This is a genomic window from Acinetobacter sp. YH12102 (assembly GCF_013419125.1).
Taxonomy (GTDB): Bacteria; Pseudomonadota; Gammaproteobacteria; order Pseudomonadales; family Moraxellaceae; genus Acinetobacter; species Acinetobacter pseudolwoffii.
In genome coordinates this window covers 51,801-71,825 of the sequence record NZ_VPAS01000012.1, presented here as the reverse complement: position 1 = coordinate 71,825, position 20,025 = coordinate 51,801, and the positions used below count along the sequence as shown (strand labels likewise).

Here is a 20,025-nt window from a genome sequence, read left to right as displayed (position 1 = left end):
TGACCATTAAACGTCGTTTCATTGCAGGCGCAAAATGTCCAAAATGTCAGGCGTTAGATCGTGTCGTCATGCTGACCTCTGGTGAAGATGAGTGGATTGAATGTATCGAGTGTGGTTATGAAGAAAATCGTCCCACACATGTTGACCAACCAGAAACACCAGCTGTTCCAGATGAAATTGGCGTGATTCAGTTTAAACCTCGTTCAGCAAAATAAAAAATCAAGGTTCAAGCTATGTCAGTAGAACAAAGAAATAACCCCAAACTTTTAATGGGGATTATGGGGGCTTTAGTTACTGTCGTTGTATTAGTGCTGCTATATCAATGGTTGAATGCACCTTCGAAGGAGACACAACGCATGCAACAGGAGGAAATCGCAGCTGTTCCGGCAACCACATCTACAGCGACAACTGAAGAAGATACAGATGCAAGCAATGCGACTGAGGCACTCGAGACCAAAGCATTAATCAGCGGCAGCCTGTTAAAAGCGCCAGTGCCGGAAAATGCTACTTTGGCCAATGAAGAGATGGCCAAATTAGCCGATATTCAAGTTCAGCTCAATGAGCAAAAAGCCACGCTAGATGCGCAGCACAGCGATGCTGACCAGCTCATTCAATTGAAAGAGGAACAGATCAAGCTACTCGAAGCACAACTGGCTCAAGGCCAATAATCTTGATGCATTTTGGCTAGAAGATCTGCAGATCTTCTAGCCAAATTGGCTCCCTGTCTACCACAGCCACCTCACCACTATTCAAAGCCATTATTTTACTGACCTGCTCTGCTTTTTTATTTTCAGTGATGGGCGTATGTATCCGTTATGCCTCACAAACGGTTGATCATGCTACTGTGGGTTTCTTCCGTAATGTGGTCGGGCTGTTTATTTTCCTGCCTTTCATTTTTAACCAAGGTCGCGGATTTTTTAACACTGAAAAACTGTGGATGCGCACCTGGCGTGCGGTGGTCGGTCTGATTACCATGTATGGCTTTTGTTACAGTTCGAGCGCTGACCAAAACCGAATCTCCAGAAAAAATCGTATTTTATTTCTGTTTGATTGGCAGCCTGATTTCAGTGATTCCGATGTTTTGGGTGTGGCGGCCCTATACTCTGACAGAACTTCAGCTATCTGATTACTGCCGGCATTCTAACCAATTTCAGTCAGTTATTGATGTCAAATGCTTACAAACTGGCGTCGGCAGGACAAATTGGCCCGGTGAATTATGTGGCGATTTTCTTTGCCGGCATATGGGGTTTTCTGTTCTGGCAGGAGGTTCCTGATCTATATAGCCTGATCGGATTAGGGTTGATTTTCTGCGCGATTCTGCTGTGTAGCCCAATCCTGCAAAAGCGCCTGAATTCATCTAAAATCTGAGCCAAGAATTCAGATTAAATTAAAAAAGCACCCGTAGGTGCTTTTTTAGTGTATATCTTTTATGGATACCAGCCGAACAGCTTAAAGACATAAGGCACATAGGCGATGATCAGCATTGCAGGCAGCAGCACAATCACCGGTAAAATCCAGCGTTCATAACGGTAGTAAAAAGACAGATGGCGTACTTCTGCATCCGCTTCAGCCACTTCGGCATTGCCAATGGATTGTCTGGCCAACAGATGGTTCAGTGCCACCGGTGGCGTCACATAGCCCAGTTCAAAGCCAATCAGGGTGATCATCCAGAAATGCACCGGATGAATGCCGTATTGATAAGCCACTGGAGCAACAGTCGCCGAGATCAGAATCACCGCACCAAACGGATCCATAATCATTCCGACAAAAATCATCAAGCCGACAATCAGGGAAATGACCAGAATAGTACTGCTGATATCGGTTGGAAACGCTTCCATAATTTCCATACGTTCCAGCAAGCCACCGACACTCACAGAAAGTGCCATCAGGATCACCAGCGCACCAATATGCCCCACGGTTTCACTGGTGGAGATATGCATTGACTTCCAGAAACCCACCTTGCGCAGGATTTCTGTAGCATTTGAACGCTTTACACCATGATCAACAGCCAATTCTTTATCTCGCTGCCCCGCATGCTCTGCTTCACGATATTCTACATTGGCCACGCTAGCAGCTGTCGCCAGTTCAGGAGTATTTCTCGAATGTAAGGTCGCATTCAAAGTCTCATCCCAATGACCGACCGGTGGCAACGGTGCCGGTTCATGACGTAATTTATCATATAAGACAATCATCAGCAGAATGACCGGCATCATCACAGGGGCGGTAAATTCATTCAGGTCTGTCGACAAAGCATATTTGTAGAATAGCCAGATCAGAATAAAAATCACGATATAAGGAATAATCGCAAGGAAGGCACGACCTGATTGAGGAGCTGCGATGGTTGGTGCGGCAATCCGGAATTTATTTTCTGCAAAGAATAAAGAAATTACCAGGAATAAAGTCGAGCTGAGCAGGAAGACATAAATTCCATAGTGATAGAGCAAATCAGTAGTTACTTCTTTATTCAGTGATGCTACCACGACGATCAGCAAGCATGGACGTAAGACCACACCCAGCGAACCGGACATTGCAGTGGCGGCCAGTGCAAACTGACGGCGTCCACCTGCATTCCAGACTTCCTTATAAAGGATCGCACCTGCGGCAATCACGAAAATTCCTGATGCACCGGTATAGGCAGTCGGTAAGGCAGCGGCCAGCAGAATTAACCAGGTCAAGGTTTCAGGGGCCAGATTCCATGGACGCAGAATGTTCAGGAACATATCTACCACACGGGTCTGTTTCAGTAACATACCGGCCCAGATAAACAAGGCCAGATTCAGGAAAATACTGGAAAACTCGACCAGTTGCCCCAGATAAATCCCCTGTCCCATTGGATAATCCATAAAGAAGGTGAAGTTTATTCCGGTAATAATGGCCATATAGGCATACAGTGGCACACTCAAAAAGGCCAGACCAAAACTGCCGCCCTCACGCGTTGGTTTTGGTTGTTTAACCACCTGATATAAACTGATTAAGGTTAAGCTGCTAAACAGAATCATCCACAGCCAGTAGATGTATTTCATCTCGCCCATCGGTACGCCCGAGTTCAGCACAGACTGGTATTGACTGTAGGATGAGAATGCCAGAAAAGCATTACCCAGCAGCATGGCGACCGAATAGACTTTAAAATCGATACCTGTACTTGGACTACGCAGACCAATATGATGGGTTTTTAGGGTGGCACTGATCGCAGCGAATACCACCATGATGACCAAGAGCAAGGCCCGGTTCTCAGTGCCAAACTTGAATATTCCAAAGAAAGACGTTTCAAAGGCCCGATAAGCCCGAATACTCGGTTGTGCTTCGACATGTTGAATGGCTTTATCGTAGAACAGATAAGATTCTTCACAAACCTGCTGTGCCTGTAATACCGCAGCCCGGACATCCGCTTGCGAGCGCACGCCGAAGAAATCAGCATATTCATCGGCTGCATCGGCTTTCATCTGCTGCTGAACACGCTGATCGACATTGATATTGCGTTCACATTGTGGACGTGTCGGTTCAGCACGTAAAAATGAATATTGCATCCCGGTTGCCGGATCGCCATAGAGACGCTCCCCCATGCGCAGCAACTGGCCGTGAATCATTTCTCCAGTACCAATAATCAGTGTGAGCAAAAGCAAGACCAGCACCACGAAGGTCGAGATCCACTCTGTCCAGATATAACGCAACAGACCTAATCCTGATCTGTTTTGATCATCATTTTGCATGTATATTCCTATTTTTATTTTAGCGGCCTGTGTTTGTTCTAGGACGCTGATCTTCCCTTCTGTCCCCGAAAATTCCTTTTCAAAGGTCAGGATTTTTATTCTATGTTTTGACTCTGCATCAAAATCAGCACAATAAAAATGACAATTTATATTTTCTTTTTGTTTTTTCTGCCAAGTGCTTTATTCATTGCTTCACTTTAGCTATCCCGAAAATAGTTGCTGACAATATAGGCCAGCGCCAACATCACTCCCCAAATTACCCCGAGCAAATGTGCTTCGACCAAGACCGGACTGCCAATCAGCTGTGCAGTCCCCACATTGCCAATGGTATTTTCCCAGACCAGTTTGCCAAAGATCAAAAATAACACCAGTGCAGCAAAACTGCGTTCCCGCTTATACAGCAAATGTACACAGGCAACGGCAACATAGGCACCATGCAGTACACCCGACAAGCCAGCGTAGGCTTCAATATTGGGTAAGAAAAAATAAAAACTTAAACTGATCAAAGGTGGCAAGATCAGTAAAATGGCAGAAAAGTGCCATAGAGTAGCGCGTGGAAAAATAAAAGGCAGACAGATAAAAGCGAGAATATTCAGGAAATAATGGGTCCACCCCACATGTACCCAATGTGCCGTCCACAGTCGCCAAAACTCACTGAGCAAACTCTCTTGCCAGTAGATGAAACTATCCTTGAAAATTTGCAGACATGCACAGAGAGAGACAAAAGCCGCTAGAAAAATAATTTTTCGTCGAACATGTTGATCTAGCATCAGCTTATGCTTCTCCCTAACCATCTAGTTTAATTTCATCCTTAAAATTCTATGCAGGCTATCTGGGTTACAGGTCTGAACTGAACAGGTCATCGAGTTCCGAAGAGCTGTCTGATTCATCCCAGAAACGTTGCATGCCATCATCGGCGCTGCGCACACCAGTATTTTCTGTCCAGTAACGGTCTGAAATTCCACCAACCATAATCGCTGCCATACTGTCGATCAGTTTGAATTGTGGATTTACCGGCTTTTCCTCGGTACGGGCCTGCGCAAAGGTTTTTAAAGCATCGCGGATTTTGGCATCGTCACCGCTGGCCTGTGCTGCTACAGCATATAAAGCATGCGATAAACGTACACCTTTTTGCTCACCAATTTGTGTAGATTGTTTTAATGTTTGGTAAGGATCAGGTTTACCATCGCTTGCACCTGGTAATAAAGTCCAGATCACAGCACGCGTAGCATTCGGTGCTCCCCAGAATTTGGCATTATCCAGACAGGTCATACCACGTTCCACCACGGCAGCGATATCTTTGGGTACATGCACTGCGCCGCCGGAATTAATATCATTGGTCATGGCTTGTAAACCGCTGAGCATGCCCAGCAGATAAACCGTTTGCTCCATATCACTGCTCATGCGCGGGCATTCTTCACCCAAGGCTTTTTGATATTTTTTTTCATAACGGCTCTGGAACAATTGATAACCGGTATATTGACGCTGTGCCGCTAGAGCCGCCCAGCGCTTCTGCTCGATTCGCGCATCTTGGGCTTCCGCTACCTGGTTGGATTTTGAAGCCCGCAAATAGCGTAACTCAGCTTCCAGCGCCTTTTGCTCGGCACAAATGCCGGCAGCTGAATACATCAGCACGGCTACTCGCGTCGGATCCGCTCCCATTTCTTTGGTTGCCATGATGGCCGGAGTTAGAGAATTGCCTGAATTACAGACCATCTCGGCATCATCCATGGCTAAAATTGGCGGGACAATATGGTTTTCGGTAAAACCCAGTGCGACATTGGCACCGGTTTTAATGACATGGGAACACCCCGTTAATACTGTTGTTGTTATTGCAATGGTCGCCATACCTTGGCATATTTTACGGACGCCTGACATTTTCCTGTCCTCTATAATTGTGATTATGTCCATCTTTCTGCTAAAGATATCAGAAGCATTTTGTGAATAAAAGAGTATTTACTCCAATCCAGACCAGACACTGTGCCATCAAACTGGCCGACTGCAATTGACTTGATCTGTTGAATTCCCAAATTTTGGGCAAAAAAAAGTAGCATTGCGACGGTTCAGCACATGCTACTTATTAACTGTACAAACAGAGAGGCGGTAATAACTCTGCTTGATTAAGATGAAAATTTATCCTTTAGCACCGTCTCGAGTCGTCCAACCACCTAGGCTGAAACAATCATTACGATCAAAAACATCCACACTAGAGATTCTATTGAGTTCTCTCGTATTTGCTGTTGGTGCGTTCAATGTACAGGCTAAAAATAAAACATAGGCGGGAAATTGTCATACAATTTATCTTACTGATAAGTCATTATTATTTTTTGTCTGACAATGAAAGCGCGTTAATGATCTAAGTATCTGTTTTATTGAAATTTCAATCAAGTGATTAAAATAGCGTTGTCTGACAACTAGATAAGTTTGGTCAGAACTTTCAGGGATTTCCATTGTTTTAGCGGCAATTGGTCACACCAGATCAATAAAGGCTGAGCCTTGGCGTGCTGAAAATACACCACAATATAAGCTTGATGATCAATCACATGACTAACACATACCCGACAGGTGGGCCGAGATTTGGCCGTCAATGACCATTCACGTCCATCCAGATATTCAAACTGTTCAATCTGGGGCGTCTTGCGATAAAACAGCTGATAAATCACCAGTCCAATCGCAGCACACAGCAGCCAAATCGCAATCGGCAATAGCTGGTATAGGAGGTACATCAACAGTGCAAAAATAAAAAGCTGAAACGCCAGTGCACAATAACTGCGTTTCAGCTTGAAACAGCGATTATCCATGGACGTAAAATTTAAGCTTCTTGATCAAATCTTTTAATTCAGGACGCGGCGGCTCAGAGACTTCCATAAACCAGTCCAGCAGATCTGGATCTTCCTGATCGACCAACTCAGCAAACATCTGCTTTTCAAATGGATCAGCAGTTAAGTAGTAGTTTTTTACGTAGGGATCAAAATACACATCCAGCTCTTTTAGGCCACGACGCGCGCGATAAATCACTTTGCGCTCTTCTAAGGTGATGTCATCAGTCATCGAATTTCCCCAATTCGTTATAAACCGGAATAGTTTACCTGAAGCCATCGCTGAATTTCGAGGGATTTCATACAAATGACCAAAAGCATCAGCATATTTAAGTTATTTGAACATTCCGCTCATTGTTGCTGATCTATGCTTGACCTACTTTAAAGCAAACAGATCAGAATAAGGAATAACAAGATGCAATCTGCAGCCATTCGCCCGCTTGCCCCGATGCTGCCCCGCCAGCTTTTTACTGCCGAACATGAAGCATTTCGTCAAACCGTACGCAAGTTTTATGAAAAGGAAGTTATTCCGCATAGCGAGCGCTATGAAAAGCAACAGCATGTGGATCGAGAGCTCTGGACTAAAGCGGGTGAACTGGGACTACTCTGCGCCACCATGCCAGAGCAATATGGCGGCTCTGGGGTAGACCGGCTGTATAGCATGATTCTGATTGAAGAACAGGCTTATGCTGGTGATTCAGCCACAGGTTTTTCCCTACATTCAGATATTGTCGCCAATTACCTGCTGAACTTTGGCAATGATGCTCAAAAACAGCAGTGGTTACCCAAAATGGCTTCCGGGGAAATCGTCACCGCGATTGCCATGACCGAACCGGGAACCGGCTCTGACCTGCAAGCAGTACGTACCTCTGCAATACTGGATGGCGATGACTATGTGATTAATGGATCCAAGATCTTTATTACCAATGGCTATCTCTGTGATATGGCGATTGTGGTCTGCAAGACCGGTCATAGTGACAAAGGCTCGGCCAATCTCTCATTGATTATGGTCGAAGCCGACCGGGCCGGATTTAGCAAAGCTAAACCGCTGAATAAAATCGGCATGAAAGGCCAGGATACTTGCGAGCTGTTCTTTGACGATGTACGCGTACCACAAGAAAATTTGCTCGGTCTGGAAGGCATGGGCTTTATGATGTTGATGAAAGAACTGGCCTGGGAACGCCTGATTGTGGCAATTATGTGTCAGGCTGGCGCTGAAGCTGCTTTCGCACATACAGTGAAATACACCAAGGAACGTCAGGCCTTTGGCAAGAGTATTAGCCATTTTCAGAATACCCGCTTTAAACTGGCAGAAATGCGTACCGAAATCGAGTTTTGTCGCGCTTATCTGGATCGCTGCATGGAGCTGCAACTCAAGCAAGAATTAGGCATCGATGCCGCTGCTGCGGCCAAATATAAGATTTCAGAAATGTATAGCAAGGTGGTAGATGAATGCCTGCAATTGCATGGTGGTTATGGCTATATGCTGGAATATCCAATTGCCCGGGCCTATATCGACAACCGCGCCAACCGGATTTATGCCGGTACCAACGAAATTATGAAAGAACTGATTGCACGTTCACTGTAAACTGGACGCATAAAAAAGGAGTCACTCAGGACTCCTTTTTCTTTAGTTCGATATCCGACTTTAAGAGACCAGACGCGGTTTATGTTTGAGAGCCTTGCTGTTTTTTTTAAATTTCAGCACCCTATCTTCAAACGAAGCCTGTTTGAGTTCCTTACGATCTGCCAGATAATTGTTGCTGACTTTCCACGGTGCATGTTTACCTTGTTTTGGCATCACATCTGCGGCACGGGCAATATAGCCCGAACTGAGACTACCCATCACAGTATCCTCTAGCAATTCAGTCTGATCACCCTGAGCGATGACTTCAGCATAGCCCTGCTGATCCATATAGTTCAGCAAACGGCAAATGTACTCAGCGGCAATATCGACTTTTAAAGTCCAAGAGGCATTGATATAACCAATAATTAGCGCCATATTCGGCACATCACTCACCATGATGCCTCTATACAGCATATGTTGTGAGGTATCGACAGGTTGACCATCAATCGTCGCCTGAATTCCACCAAGAATCTGGATATTTAAGCCTGTGGCTGAAACGATAATATCTGCCTCCAGATGTTGACCCGATTTCAGCTGAATGCCGGTTTCAGTCAAGCTTTCGATCTGATCGGTTACAACTGATGCCTGCCCTTCACGTAAAATTTTAAACAGATCACCATCCGGCACCACGCATAGGCGCTGATCCCACGGCTCATAATTCGGGGTAAAGTGTTTCATATCCACTTTACCTTTGAGCTGAAACTGCACGGATTTAAGTAACAGCGTTTTTAACAGTTTTGGCTGTTTTTGTGCCAGGGCATAAATTCCGCGCTGCATCCCAATATTCCGGGCACGGGTAATTTTATAGGCCACATCTTCTGGTAGATACTGCCGCATCTTTGCATAAATCATATCAATAGAGGGCACTGAAGCGATATAGGTCGGAGAACGCTGTAACATGGTCACATGCCCGGCGCCGCCTTTGACCATCGCTGGAACTAAAGTAATCGCGGTGGCACCACTACCAATGATCACCACTTTTTTGCCCTGATAATCTAAATTTTCCGGCCAATGCTGCGGATGAATGAATTGACCTTTAAAAGCCTCCTGATTTGGAAACTCGGGCTGAAAACCTTGGTCATAGTTGTAATAACCGGTACAACTCAGTACGAAATTCGCAATCCAGATCTGCTTCTTGCCGTGTTCATCCTCAATCTCTACTGACCATTTGCAGGCCATAGAATCATAGTTGGCGGTTAACACACGGTGTTGATAATGAATTTTCGATTCCAGATTAAATTCATCTACTACTTCGGCCAGATAACCCTTAATCGAAGCGCCATCGGCAAGTACACTGGCTTTTTTCCAAGGTTTAAAATTAAAACCAAAGGTCGACATATCCGAATCAGAACGAATTCCCGGATATTTAAATAAATCCCAGGTTCCGCCAATGCTGGCACGTCGCTCAATAATTTCAAATGAGCGCTGCGGACAATGTTTAGAAAGATGTGCTGCCAGACCAATTCCCGAGATCCCCGCACCCACAATTAAAATATCGATTTGCTTTTCCATATTGTTCTTTTACCTAAGCGATACTATCTGTTTTTATTAAATCACAAAATTGACAATACACAATGTCAAGTTTAATAAAAAGCCATTATTTTTTTTATCTTTTCAGGCCAGATTAGTTCTGCATGATGCAAATACCTGAAAATAAATTTCAGACATTAAAAAAGGCCGGTTTATTCAACCGACCTTTTCGAACAACTTGCGTTATTCTTCACGAAATTAGTTAACTTCGCGATCTACTAGCTCAACGTAAGCCATCGGTGCAGCATCACCTGCACGGAAGCCCGCTTTAAGAACACGTAGATAACCGCCGTTACGCTCTTTGTAACGAGGGCCAAGAACGGTAAATAATTTACCAACAGTTGCTGCTGAACGAGTACGAGCAAACGCCAAACGACGGTTTGCTACTGTATCGTTTTTAGCTAAAGTGATTAAAGGCTCAGCTACACGACGTAACTCTTTCGCTTTAGGCACAGTTGTTTTGATCAACTCGTGCTCGAACAAAGAGTTAGCCATGTTTTGGAACATCGCTTTACGATGGCTGCTTGTACGGCCTAATTTCACACCACTATTACGATGACGCATGGTGATAGTCCTACTTAATTAACGGCTACGATAGGCGAAACGATCGTCCATACGGAGACTAGCCGGTGGCCAGTTCTCTAAACGCATGCCGAGTTGTAAGCCTTTAGAAGCCAGAACATCTTTGATCTCAGTAAGCGATTTTTTACCCAAGTTAGGAGTTTTAAGCAACTCAACTTCAGTACGCTGTACAAGATCACCAATGTAGTAAATGTTTTCTGCTTTCAAACAGTTAGCAGAACGAACAGTTAGCTCTAGATCATCTACTGGGCGAAGCAAGATTGGGTCAACTTCTTCACGCGGCTCTTGAGCCACAGGTGCTTGATCTTTCTGAAGGTCAACAAAGATTGCAATTTGTTGTTGCAAGATTGTTGCCGCTTTACGGATTGCTTCTTCAGGATCTACAGTACCATTGGTTTCAAGATCAATGACCAATTTGTCAAGGTCAGTACGTTGTTCTACACGAGCGTTTTCCACTGTATAAGACACACGTTTGATTGGGCTATAAGAAGCATCTAACTGCAAGCGACCCACTGGGCGAGTTTCGCCTTCTGGGAAGCGTGAATCAGAAGTCTCGTAGCCACGACCTTGAGCAACTTTCAGACGCATTTTCAATGAGCCTGAGGCACTTAAAGTACCGATCAAATGTTCAGGGTTAACCACTTCAACATTATGAGGTAAACGAAGGTCAGCCGCAGTTACGTCGCCTGCACCTTGTTTCTCTAATGTTAAGTATGCTTCATTTTGATCGAACAGCTTAATCGACAATCCTTTTAGGTTCAGCAAGAGCTCGACGATGTCCTGCTGCAAGCCTTCCAAAGTACTGTACTCGTGCTCGACCCCTTCAATCTCAACTTCTACCACAGCTGCGCCAGGTAGAGAAGAAAGAAGGATGCGACGTAAAGCATTACCCAGAGTATGACCAAAGCCACGCTCTAAAGGTTCTAGAATAACTTTTGCCGAGGTCCCGCTTGCCGCTTCGACCTTGATCGCTTGCGGAGTTAGAAACTCATTTGCAGTACGCGTCATATTGCTTCCTCAAGGATTATTTAGAATACAATTCTACAATCAAGCTTTCGTTGATTTCAGCAGGTAAATCAGAACGATCCGGTGCAGCTTTGAACGTACCTTCTAATTTAGAATGGTCGATTTCCATCCAAGAAGGCATGCCACGTTGAGTTGCTAATTCAATTGCGTTTTTGATACGTAATTGTTGTTTAGCGCCTTCGTGAACTGCGATCACATCACCCGCTTTAACTTGGATAGACGCAATGTTAACACGACGGCCATTCAAAGTGATGCTGCGGTGAGATACTAACTGACGAGCTTCTGCGCGAGTAGAACCGAAACCCATACGATAAACAACGTTATCAAGACGGCTTTCAAGTAGCTTCAACAAGTTTTCACCAGTTGCGCCTTTAACACGAGCAGCTTCTTTGTAGTAGTTACTAAATTGACGCTCTAAAACACCGTACATACGACGTACTTTTTGTTTTTCACGTAATTGTAGTGAGTACTCAGACTGTTTACCGCCACGAGCTCCACCATGTTGGCCAGGAGCTTTAGCGTGTTTTTTAGTTTTTACATCAAACGGTTTAACGCCTGATTTAAGTTGCAGGTCTGTCCCTTCGCGGCGAGAGAGTTTGCATTTTGGACCAATATAACGAGCCATGAATGTTTCTCCTTACACGCGACGTTTTTTAGGTGGACGGCAACCGTTGTGCGGGATTGGCGTCACATCGGTAATGCTGTTAATTTTATAACCCACTGCACCTAAAGCACGAACCGCAGATTCACGACCAGGACCAGGACCTTTTACAAGGACGTCCAAGTTTTTCAAACCGTAGTCTAAAGCAGCTTTACCAGCAACTTCAGCAGCTACCTGAGCAGCGAACGGAGTTGATTTACGTGATCCACGGAAGCCTTGTCCACCTGAAGTGGCCCAAGCCAGTGCATTACCTTGACGATCGGTAATAGTCACAATGGTGTTATTAAAAGAAGCGTGAATGTGTGCGACACCTTCAGAGACGGTACGAGTGACCTTCTTGCGTGCGCGAGTATCTTTAGCCATCTTTTAGCTTCCAGAAATCTTATTTCTTAATAGGTTTGCGCGGACCTTTACGGGTACGAGCGTTAGTTTTGGTGCGTTGACCGCGGACAGGCAAGCTGCGACGATGACGAAGACCGCGATAGCAGCCTAAATCCATTAAACGTTTAATGTTCATGGAAATTTCGCGACGTAAATCACCTTCGGTCGGAACCTTAGCAACTTCTGCACGAATCGCATCAAGCTGAGCGTCATCTAATTCACGGATCTTAGTCGTTGGAGCAATACCCGCAGCAGCTAAAATAGCTTTTGAAGTATGGCGACCAATACCAAAGATATACGTTAGAGAGATAACAGCGTGCTTGTTATCCGGAATGTTTACACCGGCAATACGAGCCATTCAATTTTCTCCAAAAAGGCAGTAGATAATCAACCGCCCCACAAAAATCTTGAGGGGCGGATAATAACCCAATTTGCCTACAGAAATCAACAGGTCTTAATCAGATTAACCTTGACGCTGCTTATGACGAGGTTCTGCGCTACAAATTACGCGGATAACCCCATTACGACGGATAACTTTACAGCTACCACAAATTTTCTTAACAGAAGCTTGTACTTTCATGATGAAACCTCTAAGTGCGCTTATCCCTTAGGATGAGCTGTCGTTTTTCTCATTAACGTTTGATTATCATACTGGTGCGAGGTGAGGTGTGACTGCAGCTGAGCCATAAAGTCCATCACTACTACCACAACAATCAGCAAAGAAGTACCACCCAAATAGAATGGAATACCAAATGAACTTTGCAACACCATCGGCATCAAACAAATGACGGTGATGTAAATCGCGCCAATAAATGTCAAACGACTGAGAATATGATCTAAGTAACGAGCAGTTTGCTCACCTGGACGTATACCAGGCACATAAGCTCCGCTGCGTTTCAAGTTCTCTGACACTTCTTTAGGACTAAATACCAGTGCTGTATAGAAGTAACAGAAAAAGATAATTAACGCACCAAAGAGCACCAAATACAACGGCTGACCAGGCGACAATACCAATGCTACATCTTGCAGGCTACGCTGAATAAATCCGGCATTCGGATCTGCACTACCCACCCACTGGCCTAAGCTCGCAGGGAACAACAGCAATGAGCTGGCAAAAATTGCCGGAATCACACCCGCCATATTAATTTTCAATGGCAAATGTGTCTGCTGTGCAGTAAATACACGACGACCTTGTTGTTTTTGAGCATAGTTGACCGGAATACGACGTTGCGCTTTCTCGATAAACACGATGGCTGCCAAAACACCCAGAGACAACAGACCAAAAATTACCAAGCCAATCAGGCTGGTCTGGCCATTATCTACAGATGACAAAGATTGCATAATTAAATTAGGCAATCCGGCAACAATACCCGCGAAGATGATCATGGAAATACCATTCCCCACCCCACGTTCGGTAATCTGCTCACCCAACCACATCAAGAACATGGTTCCCGCAACCAATGAGGTTACTGCAGGAATATAAAAAGCCAAACCAGTATTCAGGGTAATCCCCTGACTGATCAAGCCTGCACACATCCCGATCGCTTGTACAAGCGCCAGAAATAATGTGCCTTGTCGTGTGTATTGATTTATTTTACGTTTGCCTTGCTCGCCTTCTTTTTTCAAAGCTTCCAGCGAAGGAACCACTGTCGACATCAGCTGCACGATAATCGATGCAGAAATGTAGGGCATGATCCCAAGAGCAAGAATAGACATTCGTTCTAATGCACCACCGGAAAACATGTTAAACAAACCAAGGATAGTACCTTGGTTTGCATTAAACAGGTTTTCTAGGGCCGCATTATTGATGCCCGGTACTGGAATATGCGCTCCTAGCCGAAACACCAACAACGCACCAATGAGAAACATCATTCGACGAATAATTTCACGGTATTTCACATGAAATGGTTGGCCTTTCATCATGTTGACATGACCTGAAGAACTAGGAGTCATAGACACTGGGGATTACTCCTCGACTTTGCCGCCAGCAGCTTCAATAGCAGCTTTAGCGCCTTTAGTCAATGCAACACCTTGAACAGTGAATGCACGAGTAATTTCACCAGAAAGTACGATACGAGCACGGATCATGTCTTTACGTACAACGTTCGCCGCTTTTAAAGTTTCTAGAGACACGATGTCGCCTTCAACTTTAGCAAGCTCAGATAAACGTACTTCAGCAGTTTTCAAAGCCAATTGGCTAGTGAAGCCGAATTTAGGCAAACGACGATAAAGTGCTGTTTGACCGCCTTCGAAACCTGGACGAGTACCACCGCTCTTACGTGAGTTTTGACCCTTGACACCACGGCCACCGGTCTTACCAACGCCAGAACCGATACCACGGCCTACACGAAGGTTGTCACGTTTAGCACCTTCTGCAGGTGCAATTGTATTTAAACGCAGAGTCATGGCTTATTCCTCTACACTAACCATATAGTAGACTTGGTTGATCATACCACGGTTAGAAGGCGTATCTTGCACTTCTACAGTATGACCAATACGACGCAGACCTAAACCTTGCAGGCTCAGCTTATGATTTTTCAAGCGGTGCGATGCAGATTTAGTCTGGGTAACTTTAATCGTTTTCATGATTGATTACCCTTGAATTTGTTCTACTGAAAGACCACGTTTCGCAGCAACCTTCTCAGGAGTAGTCATATCACGCAAACCGTTGAAAGTTGCGTTAACTACGTTAGCAGCGTTAGTAGAACCACGGCATTTAGTCAAAACGTTACGTACACCTACAGCTTCTAGAACTGCACGCATAGCGCCACCAGCAATTACGCCTGTACCTTCAGAGGCAGGCTGCATGAATACGCGACTAGCGCCATGACGTGCATGAATTGGGTGCTGTAACGTACCATCAACAAGGTCAACAGTAATCATGTTGCGACGAGCAGCTTCAAGTGCTTTAGAGATAGCAGCTGGAACTTCACGTGCTTTACCACGACCAAAACCTACGCGACCATTACCATCACCCACAACAGTTAATGCTGTGAAAGAGAAGATACGACCACCCTTAACAACTTTGGCTACACGATCAACGGCAACCAGCTTTTCAACAAGACCTTCGTTTTGTTCAACTTTAGCCATGATTAGAACTCCAAGCCGTTTTCACGAGCAGCATCAGCCAAGGCTTTGATACGACCATGATATTTAAAACCAGAACGGTCAAATGCAACTTTAGTAACACCAGCTGCTTTAGCGCGTTCTGCGATTAAAGCACCTACTTTTTGAGCTGCTTCAACGTTACCAGTTGTACCTGCACGTAGAGTAGCGTCTAAAGTAGAAGCTTGCGCTAATACTTTGCCACCATCTGCAGAGATAACTTGAGCATAGATGTGACGCGGAGTGCGGTTTACACACAAACGAGTCGCACCCAATGCACGGATGTGCAAGCGTGTGCTTTTCGCACGACGCAAACGGGATTGTTTCTTTTCGTTCATAAGAACCTCGCGCCTTATTTCTTCTTAGCTTCTTTACGAAGTACAACTTCGTCAGAATAACGAACACCTTTGCCTTTATACGGCTCTGGTGGACGGTAACCACGGATATCTGCAGCAACCTGACCTAAAGCTGCTTTGTCAGCAGATTTAAGTACGATTTCAGTTGCAGTTGGAGTTTCAGCAGTTACACCTGCAGGAAGTGCATAATCGATCGGGTGAGAGAAACCAAGGTTAAGATGAACAACATCACCTTTAACCGCAGCTTTATAACCAACACCGATAAGCTGTAACTTACGTTCGAAACCTTCGCTAACACCTTTTACAAGGTTGTTAAGCACAGCGCGAGCAGTACCAGCTTGCATCCAAGCGTCTTTCGACTCTTGTACTGGAGCAATAGCCAGAATACCGTCTTCCTGTTTAAGCTCGACCAGCGCATGCAGGTTGAAAGACAATGTACCTTTAGTGCCTTTCACTTCGACCTGCCGGCCGTTCTGAGTAACTGTTACACCATTCGGTACAGTTACTGGGGCTTTAGCCACACGAGACATGAGGAATCACCTATTAAGAAACAAAAGCAATAACTTCACCACCAACGCCTGCAGCACGTGCAGCGCGATCAGTCATGATGCCTTTGCTTGTAGAAACAATTGCAATACCTAAACCTTGCTTAACGCTTGGAAGTGCATCTTTACCGCGATACTGACGTAGACCTGGACGGCTTACGCGTTTCACAGTGTCAATCACTGGCTTGCCTTCAAAATATTTTAACGTAATTGTTAAAGTTGGTTTGCCTTCAGCTTCCGCAACTTCTACGTTAGAAATGTAACCTTCTTGTTGAAGTAAGTTAGCAATTGCAACTTTCAACTTAGAATTAGGCATAGAAACAGTTTGTTTCTTCGCCATTTGTGCGTTACGAACACGTGTTAGCATGTCGGCAACGGTATCTTGCATACTCATTTATAGTGCTCCTTACCAGCTTGCCTTAACAACGCCAGGTACATCACCTTGCATTACTGTTTCACGTAATTTGTTACGGCTTAAGCCGAACTTACGGAAATAGCCATGCGGACGACCAGTTAAACCACAACGGTTACGTAGACGTACTGGAGATGCATTACGTGGTAATGCTTGCAATTTCATCATCGCTTCGAAACGTTCTTCGTCTGATGCATTTACGTTTGCAATAACAGCTTTTAATTCAGCACGTTTTGCAGCGTATTTAGCAACAGTAGCTTCGCGTTTCAATTCGCGATTAATCATACCTTTCTTAGCCATATCGACCTCTTATTTGAACGGGAAGCCGAATGCACGCATAAGCGCACGGCCTTCGTCATCGGTGCGAGCAGTCGTAGTAATGGTAATATCCATACCACGAATACGATCAATCTTGTCAAAATCGATTTCAGGGAACATGATCTGTTCCTTAAGACCCATTGAGTAGTTACCACGACCGTCGAATGATTTCGCAGAGAAACCACGGAAGTCACGGATACGAGGGATCGCAATCGAGATCAAACGGTCTAAGAATTCGTACATACGTTCGCCGCGTAAAGTAACTTTACAACCGATCGGCCAACCATCACGGATTTTAAAACCAGCGATTGATTTACGAGCTAACGTAAGTACTGGTTTTTGACCAGCGATAGCTTGCATATCTGAAAGAGCACCATCAAGGAGTTTTTTGTCAGCAGCAGCTGCGCCAACACCCATGTTGATCGTGATTTTAGTGATGCGAGGAATTTCCATCACATTTTTAACGCCTAAAGTCTCTAATAACTGAGCTTTAAGTTCGTCATTGTAACGTGTTTTAAGTCTGGCCATGGCCTATATCAACCTATTACTTCGCTACCGCCACTGATTCACCATTTGATTTGAATACGCGAGTTTTCACGCCATCAATCACTTGGTAACCAACACGGTCAGCCTTTTGGGTTGTAGCATTAAAAACTGCCACGTTTGAAATATGAAGCGAAGCTTCCTGAGTTACAACGCTACCTTCAGCGCCTGTAGCACGGTTCGGCTTTTGGTGCTTCTTCACCAAGTTAAGGCCTTCAACCTTAACACGGTCATTAGAAACAGACAGAACAGTACCCTGTTTGCCTTTTTCTTTACCTGCGATCACAATTACTTGATCGCCTTTTTTAATCTTAGCCATGATCGCCTCTTATAGAACTTCAGGAGCCAATGAAATAATTTTCATGAACTGTTCAGTACGAAGTTCACGAGTCACTGGTCCGAAAATACGAGTTGCAATCGGCGCTTTGTTGGTGTTCAAAATAACAGCAGCGTTATCGTCGAAACGAATCACTGAACCGTCTGCACGACGGATACCGAATTTTGTACGAACCACAACTGCATTCATCACGTCACCTTTTTTAACACGTGCGCGTGGAATTGCTTCTTTTACAGTAACTTTAATAATGTCGCCAACAGAAGCATAACGACGATGCGAGCCACCAAGTACTTTAATACATTGTACGCGGCGTGCACCACTGTTGTCTGCTACGTCGAGCATAGTTTCGGTCTGAATCATTGCCCTACTCCAAAACCGAGCAACACCGGTCGAAATTTCGAAAGGCTCAAAGAGTACTCGAAATTGACCGATGATGCAACAAGAACGTTAATTACTCAGCAGCTGCTTCAACAACTTCAACTAGAGTCCAAGACTTAGTTTTAGAAATTGGGCGGCTTTCTTTAATGGTTACAACATCACCAGCTTTCGCTGTGTTGTTCTCATCATGAGCATGTAATTTTGTTGAACGGCGGATTAATTTGCCATACAACGGGTGTTGAACTTGGCGTTCAATAAGAACAACGATAGATTTATCCATCTTGTCGCTTACAACTTTGCCAGTTAACGTGCGGACTGTTTTATCACTCATTGTCCGTTCCCCTGTTTTTCGGTAAGGAGGGTCTTAATACGAGCAATCGTCTGACGAGTAAGTGCAACTTCATGCGATTTACCCAATTGACCAGTTGCTTTCGCCATACGAAGACGGAATTGGTTAAGCTGTTGCTCATCAAGCAAAGCTGTCAACTCTTCTACCGACTTTTCACGTAGATCTTTAGTTTTCATTACATTACCGTCCGAGTCACGATAGCGGTTTTAAACGGAAGCTTAGCTGCTGCAAGCGTAAACGCTTCGCGAGCCAATTCTTCGTTAACACCATCAATTTCGTACAAGACTTTACCTGGTTTGATTTGGCAAACCCAATATTCCACAGAACCTTTACCTTTACCCATACGCACTTCAAGCGGCTTAGAAGTAATCGGTTTGTCCGGGAATACACGGATAAAGATCTTACCACCACGCTTAATACGACGGCTAATTGTACGACGCGCTGCTTCAATTTGACGCGCAGTCATTTGACCACGTTCAACTGATTTAAGTGCAATAGTACCGAAAGATACTGTGCTACCGCGGTGTGCTAGACCAGTGTTACGGCCTTTCTGCACTTTACGGAATTTAGTACGCTTAGGTTGCAACATGGATTATTCTCCTTTTTCAGCAGAACGATCATTGCGACGACCACGACGCTCTTGACCTTCACCACGACCACGACCGCGTTTAGCTGGACGTTCTTCTGCTGGAGCTGGGTTCATGACTTGTTTCATGCCGCCCAAGATCTCACCACGGAAGATCCAAACTTTAACACCAATCGTACCGTAAGTAGTCTCAGCACGCATAGTCGCATAGTCGATATCTGCACGAAGCGTATGTAGAGGTACACGACCTTCACGATACCACTCAGTACGAGCAATCTCAGCACCACCTAAACGGCCTGAAACTTCTACTTTGATACCTTTAGCACCAGCACGCATTGTGTTTTGTACCGCACGCTTCATAGCACGACGGAACATTACACGTTTTTCCAATTGAGAAGCGATTGCTTCAGCAACTAGACGCGCGTCTAAGTCTGGACGATCAATTTCATTGATACTTACTTGCGCAGGAACACCCATGATAGATGTTAATTCGCGTTGTAATTTCTCAATATCTTCGCCTTTTTTACCGATTACGATACCAGGACGAGCAGTGCTAATAGTTACTTTAGCAGCGCCTGTAGGACGTTCGATAAGAATGTTGCTGATCATCGCGTTTTTAAGTTTTTTGATTAAAAACTCACGAACTTGAAGATCTTTAAGCAAGTATTCAGCGTATTGTTTCGGATTCGCATACCAGTTAGCGTTATGACGTTTCACAACACCTAGGCGGATACCGATTGGATGAACCTTCTGACCCATA

The 20,025-nt window shown here is 44.8% G+C and carries 30 protein-coding genes and 1 pseudogene; 4 read left to right on the top strand and 27 right to left on the bottom strand.

The features are described from left to right. Positions 1-5 precede the first annotated feature (5 nt). The 3 genes and pseudogenes from FTU42_RS11840 (at position 6) to FTU42_RS11830 (ending at position 1,368) form a co-directional block, all read left to right on the top strand. Positions 6-215 (top strand): YheV family putative zinc ribbon protein, encoded by a 210-nt coding sequence (locus tag FTU42_RS11840; protein ID WP_171063315.1) that lies wholly within the window; start codon positions 6-8, stop codon positions 213-215. 18 nt (positions 216-233) lie between these two features. Next, positions 234-668, top strand: a complete 435-nt coding sequence (locus FTU42_RS11835) for a hypothetical protein (protein WP_159138624.1) — start codon at positions 234-236, stop codon at positions 666-668. Positions 669-721: 53 nt separating this feature from the next. Beyond that, positions 722-1,368 (top strand): annotated as a pseudogene (locus tag FTU42_RS11830) (DMT family transporter). 59 nt (positions 1,369-1,427) lie between these two features. Here the strand turns inward: FTU42_RS11830 and FTU42_RS11825 are convergent. The 5 genes from FTU42_RS11825 to FTU42_RS11805 form a co-directional block, all read right to left on the bottom strand. Further along, complete coding sequence (locus FTU42_RS11825; RefSeq protein WP_180083432.1) at positions 1,428-3,710, bottom strand: TRAP transporter large permease subunit; 2,283 nt, start codon at positions 3,708-3,710, stop codon at positions 1,428-1,430. A gap of 197 nt (positions 3,711-3,907) precedes the next feature. Beyond that, positions 3,908-4,480, bottom strand: coding sequence for a rhombosortase (gene rrtA, locus FTU42_RS11820; RefSeq protein ID WP_100329352.1), 573 nt, complete (start codon positions 4,478-4,480; stop codon positions 3,908-3,910). A 67-nt stretch (positions 4,481-4,547) separates the two neighbouring features. Then, positions 4,548-5,588, bottom strand: coding sequence for a hypothetical protein (locus FTU42_RS11815; RefSeq protein ID WP_180083431.1), 1,041 nt, complete (start codon positions 5,586-5,588; stop codon positions 4,548-4,550). Between the two features lie 536 nt (positions 5,589-6,124). Next, positions 6,125-6,511: a hypothetical protein gene (locus FTU42_RS11810; RefSeq protein WP_005094124.1), complete on the bottom strand. Its 387-nt coding sequence runs from the start codon at positions 6,509-6,511 to the stop codon at positions 6,125-6,127. Further along, on the bottom strand, positions 6,504-6,761 hold the full coding sequence (locus FTU42_RS11805; RefSeq protein ID WP_005094125.1) for a succinate dehydrogenase assembly factor 2: 258 nt from the start codon (positions 6,759-6,761) through the stop codon (positions 6,504-6,506). Before FTU42_RS11805 ends, FTU42_RS11810 begins: the two co-directional genes overlap by 8 nt. A 183-nt stretch (positions 6,762-6,944) precedes the next feature. Between FTU42_RS11805 and FTU42_RS11800 the strand changes: the two genes are divergently transcribed. Continuing rightward, complete coding sequence (locus FTU42_RS11800) at positions 6,945-8,117, top strand: acyl-CoA dehydrogenase family protein (RefSeq protein ID WP_100357817.1); 1,173 nt, start codon at positions 6,945-6,947, stop codon at positions 8,115-8,117. 60 nt (positions 8,118-8,177) lie between these two features. Here the strand turns inward: FTU42_RS11800 and FTU42_RS11795 are convergent, their stop codons facing one another. The 22 genes from FTU42_RS11795 to rpsC all read right to left on the bottom strand — a co-directional run bounded on the left by FTU42_RS11795 (position 8,178) and on the right by rpsC (position 20,024). Then, positions 8,178-9,668: an NAD(P)/FAD-dependent oxidoreductase gene (locus FTU42_RS11795; RefSeq protein WP_074383580.1), complete on the bottom strand. Its 1,491-nt coding sequence runs from the start codon at positions 9,666-9,668 to the stop codon at positions 8,178-8,180. Between the two features lie 216 nt (positions 9,669-9,884). Continuing rightward, positions 9,885-10,250, bottom strand: a complete 366-nt coding sequence (rplQ, locus tag FTU42_RS11790; protein ID WP_004281488.1) for a 50S ribosomal protein L17 — start codon at positions 10,248-10,250, stop codon at positions 9,885-9,887. 18 nt (positions 10,251-10,268) lie between these two features. Next, positions 10,269-11,276: a DNA-directed RNA polymerase subunit alpha gene (locus FTU42_RS11785; RefSeq protein ID WP_005094131.1), complete on the bottom strand. Its 1,008-nt coding sequence runs from the start codon at positions 11,274-11,276 to the stop codon at positions 10,269-10,271. Positions 11,277-11,292: 16 nt separating this feature from the next. Continuing rightward, positions 11,293-11,919: a 30S ribosomal protein S4 gene (gene rpsD / locus FTU42_RS11780; protein ID WP_005094132.1), complete on the bottom strand. Its 627-nt coding sequence runs from the start codon at positions 11,917-11,919 to the stop codon at positions 11,293-11,295. Positions 11,920-11,931: 12 nt separating this feature from the next. Further along, entirely contained in the window at positions 11,932-12,318 is a 387-nt protein-coding gene (gene rpsK, locus FTU42_RS11775; protein WP_004281491.1) for a 30S ribosomal protein S11, read from the bottom strand. A 19-nt stretch (positions 12,319-12,337) separates the two neighbouring features. Further along, positions 12,338-12,694, bottom strand: coding sequence for a 30S ribosomal protein S13 (gene rpsM / locus FTU42_RS11770; RefSeq protein WP_004281492.1), 357 nt, complete (start codon positions 12,692-12,694; stop codon positions 12,338-12,340). 105 nt (positions 12,695-12,799) lie between these two features. Next, complete coding sequence (gene rpmJ, locus FTU42_RS11765) at positions 12,800-12,916, bottom strand: 50S ribosomal protein L36 (protein WP_000867907.1); 117 nt, start codon at positions 12,914-12,916, stop codon at positions 12,800-12,802. A gap of 20 nt (positions 12,917-12,936) precedes the next feature. Continuing rightward, positions 12,937-14,256: a preprotein translocase subunit SecY gene (gene secY / locus FTU42_RS11760; RefSeq protein ID WP_171063316.1), complete on the bottom strand. Its 1,320-nt coding sequence runs from the start codon at positions 14,254-14,256 to the stop codon at positions 12,937-12,939. A 45-nt stretch (positions 14,257-14,301) separates the two neighbouring features. Next, positions 14,302-14,742 carry a 50S ribosomal protein L15 gene (gene rplO / locus FTU42_RS11755; RefSeq protein ID WP_180001114.1) on the bottom strand — a complete coding sequence of 147 codons (441 nt, stop codon included), beginning with the start codon at positions 14,740-14,742 and terminating at the stop codon, positions 14,302-14,304. A gap of 3 nt (positions 14,743-14,745) precedes the next feature. Next, a complete protein-coding gene (rpmD, locus tag FTU42_RS11750) occupies positions 14,746-14,922 on the bottom strand; it encodes a 50S ribosomal protein L30 (protein ID WP_005094139.1) in 177 nt (58 codons plus the stop codon). 6 nt (positions 14,923-14,928) lie between these two features. Next, complete coding sequence (rpsE, locus tag FTU42_RS11745; RefSeq protein ID WP_004281496.1) at positions 14,929-15,426, bottom strand: 30S ribosomal protein S5; 498 nt, start codon at positions 15,424-15,426, stop codon at positions 14,929-14,931. A gap of 2 nt (positions 15,427-15,428) precedes the next feature. Further along, positions 15,429-15,779: a 50S ribosomal protein L18 gene (gene rplR, locus FTU42_RS11740; RefSeq protein WP_004281497.1), complete on the bottom strand. Its 351-nt coding sequence runs from the start codon at positions 15,777-15,779 to the stop codon at positions 15,429-15,431. A gap of 14 nt (positions 15,780-15,793) precedes the next feature. Continuing rightward, on the bottom strand, positions 15,794-16,327 hold the full coding sequence (gene rplF, locus FTU42_RS11735; protein ID WP_004281498.1) for a 50S ribosomal protein L6: 534 nt from the start codon (positions 16,325-16,327) through the stop codon (positions 15,794-15,796). Positions 16,328-16,340: 13 nt separating this feature from the next. After that, positions 16,341-16,736 (bottom strand): 30S ribosomal protein S8, encoded by a 396-nt coding sequence (gene rpsH, locus FTU42_RS11730; RefSeq protein WP_005094144.1) that lies wholly within the window; start codon positions 16,734-16,736, stop codon positions 16,341-16,343. A gap of 12 nt (positions 16,737-16,748) precedes the next feature. After that, complete coding sequence (gene rpsN / locus FTU42_RS11725) at positions 16,749-17,054, bottom strand: 30S ribosomal protein S14 (protein ID WP_004732275.1); 306 nt, start codon at positions 17,052-17,054, stop codon at positions 16,749-16,751. Between the two features lie 9 nt (positions 17,055-17,063). Beyond that, complete coding sequence (gene rplE / locus FTU42_RS11720; RefSeq protein WP_005094146.1) at positions 17,064-17,600, bottom strand: 50S ribosomal protein L5; 537 nt, start codon at positions 17,598-17,600, stop codon at positions 17,064-17,066. A gap of 16 nt (positions 17,601-17,616) precedes the next feature. Continuing rightward, complete coding sequence (gene rplX / locus FTU42_RS11715) at positions 17,617-17,934, bottom strand: 50S ribosomal protein L24 (protein WP_004281502.1); 318 nt, start codon at positions 17,932-17,934, stop codon at positions 17,617-17,619. Between the two features lie 9 nt (positions 17,935-17,943). Continuing rightward, positions 17,944-18,312: a 50S ribosomal protein L14 gene (gene rplN, locus FTU42_RS11710; protein WP_005094147.1), complete on the bottom strand. Its 369-nt coding sequence runs from the start codon at positions 18,310-18,312 to the stop codon at positions 17,944-17,946. A gap of 91 nt (positions 18,313-18,403) precedes the next feature. Further along, positions 18,404-18,661 carry a 30S ribosomal protein S17 gene (gene rpsQ, locus FTU42_RS11705; protein WP_004281504.1) on the bottom strand — a complete coding sequence of 86 codons (258 nt, stop codon included), beginning with the start codon at positions 18,659-18,661 and terminating at the stop codon, positions 18,404-18,406. Next, on the bottom strand, positions 18,658-18,855 hold the full coding sequence (gene rpmC, locus FTU42_RS11700) for a 50S ribosomal protein L29 (RefSeq protein WP_004281505.1): 198 nt from the start codon (positions 18,853-18,855) through the stop codon (positions 18,658-18,660). The genes rpsQ and rpmC overlap by 4 nt, the downstream gene beginning before the upstream one ends. Continuing rightward, the gene (gene rplP, locus FTU42_RS11695; protein ID WP_004281506.1) at positions 18,855-19,268 is read right to left on the bottom strand and encodes a 50S ribosomal protein L16; all 414 of its coding nucleotides are present in this window, start codon (positions 19,266-19,268) and stop codon (positions 18,855-18,857) included. Before rplP ends, rpmC begins: the two co-directional genes overlap by 1 nt. 3 nt (positions 19,269-19,271) lie before the next feature. Continuing rightward, positions 19,272-20,024: a 30S ribosomal protein S3 gene (rpsC, locus tag FTU42_RS11690; RefSeq protein ID WP_004281507.1), complete on the bottom strand. Its 753-nt coding sequence runs from the start codon at positions 20,022-20,024 to the stop codon at positions 19,272-19,274. Between the last annotated feature and the right edge of the window lies 1 nt (position 20,025).